The organism is Shigella sp. SIG6, assembly GCF_053555815.1.
On sequence record NZ_JBQZXC010000258.1, the window covers coordinates 1 to 1578 of the forward strand.

Sequence of the window (1578 nt, forward strand, 5' to 3'; positions counted from 1 at the left end):
GAGTTCGGTATGGTTTTCGCCAGCGCGCCTGTCGAAGAAACAATCTTGCCGTCCTTCACTTCTACGCTCATCGCTCCCCAACGTCCCGCGGTGAGGATTTTACCGCCCTTCTCTTCTGCCCATGCGGGGAGCGGTGCTGCCGATGTCACCACCAGCGCTCCAGCGGCAATACCGCTGTGTTTAATAAATTCACGTCTTGTTAATGCCATAACTTCCTCCCTGATCAACGAGGATCACTGTTTCTCGGTAATATCTTTGGCGTTGTACTGGAAATACCGCGTTAAAATGTCCAGTTCGTTTTCGCTCATGCTGGTTCGTGCCCCCATTCCTTTGGCAATGGACGGCCACGCATTGACGGTGTAATGGTCGGCGGCAATAGAGGCATGACAACCAGCGCAATAGGTATCGTCAAGTTTTTCAGCGTATTGCCATAGCGGTTTACGGTCCGCTAATGCGGGATCGGTAAGCGCACCCTGTAAAGACGCCTGACGCCATTGATTGCCGTATTCGTCAGCCTGCCATTCCCCGTTTACCGTGAGCGCCTTGATACCTTCTTCACTTAATGTGGCTAGCGCCAGCCGTTGACCTGCCGCCAGGTAGAGCGTGTTTTCACTGCCCTGCATTTGATAACCCTGCAACAGAACGATCGGCTGTTTGCCACTGGCATCAACGACGGTGAGATCGGTACCAGGATTCACGGTAGCCAGCTCGCCTATGCGAGAAGTTTTGAAAGGATAAATATGTGCGCCATTAGTCACTGAAGTAGCGGCCTGGCTTTCCAGCTCATGCGCCGCGTTGTCATCCATTTTTATTTCTGGCGGAAAATGGGCAATGCCTTTATGACAATCGATATAGGTTTCGCCGCCCTTTTGTGCTTTGTTATGCATTTTCTGCGCAGATTCACTTTGCGAGGCAATATCCATGGCATCAAAAGAATGGCAACTACGGCACGTTGCAGAGTCAGTTGCTTTTAATTCTTTCCATACTGTTTCGGCCATTTCCTGGCGATGAGTTTCGAACTTATCGTCACTGTCTATTTTGCCGCTAACAAATTCATGATAAATATCTTTAGATGCTTTTAATTTAGCAAATAAATAATCCATCCCTGACTTTGGAATATGGCAATCGGCACATTCCGCACGTATCCCTTTCTGGTTCGAAAAGTGGACAGTTCCCTGATATTCCTCAAAAGGTTTACTCATCGAGTGGCAGGAAAGGCAAAATGCTGTATCCGACGTTTTATGTAAGGCTTTTTGCGCCAGCAATAACCCGCCGCCACCAACCACAACCGCTATCAGCAAAAACAATAACCCAATGCGTTTTTTCCCTCGCATAGATTCCTCTAAATAAATTCCAGAACACCGAAATCATTGTATAATTAAATACACAACGAATTAACCGCTTGCATAACTCGGCACAACACTGCCTGAAATAATCGATAAAGAATATGATTTATTACAATGTAATCATTAATTGCTAAGGAATAACCCAGTTGCTATTTAGAATATATATTTATCAGTTTTAGCAATTTAAATCCCATAATCAATGTAAATATAAAAAATATTTTTAGCACAACGC

The 1578-nt window shown here is 45.6% G+C and carries 2 protein-coding genes; both read right to left on the minus strand.

Annotated features, from left to right (window positions below; all coding sequences use genetic code 11):
* A partial coding sequence (locus tag ACUU1M_RS20120) for a twin-arginine translocation signal domain-containing protein (protein WP_449144779.1) occupies nt 1-209 on the minus strand: 209 nt, incomplete at its 3' end.
* A gap of 24 nt (nt 210-233) precedes the next feature.
* Nucleotides 234-1334: a NapC/NirT family cytochrome c gene (locus ACUU1M_RS20125; RefSeq protein ID WP_001214319.1), complete on the minus strand. Its 1101-nt coding sequence runs from the start codon at nt 1332-1334 to the stop codon at nt 234-236.
* Nucleotides 1335-1578 lie beyond the last annotated feature (244 nt).

Excerpts from the sequence above, each read along its gene's own strand:
- ACUU1M_RS20125 (WP_001214319.1), bottom strand. The coding sequence starts at position 1,334 with ATGCGAGGGAAAAAACGCATTGGGTTATTGTTTTTGCTGATAGCGGTT.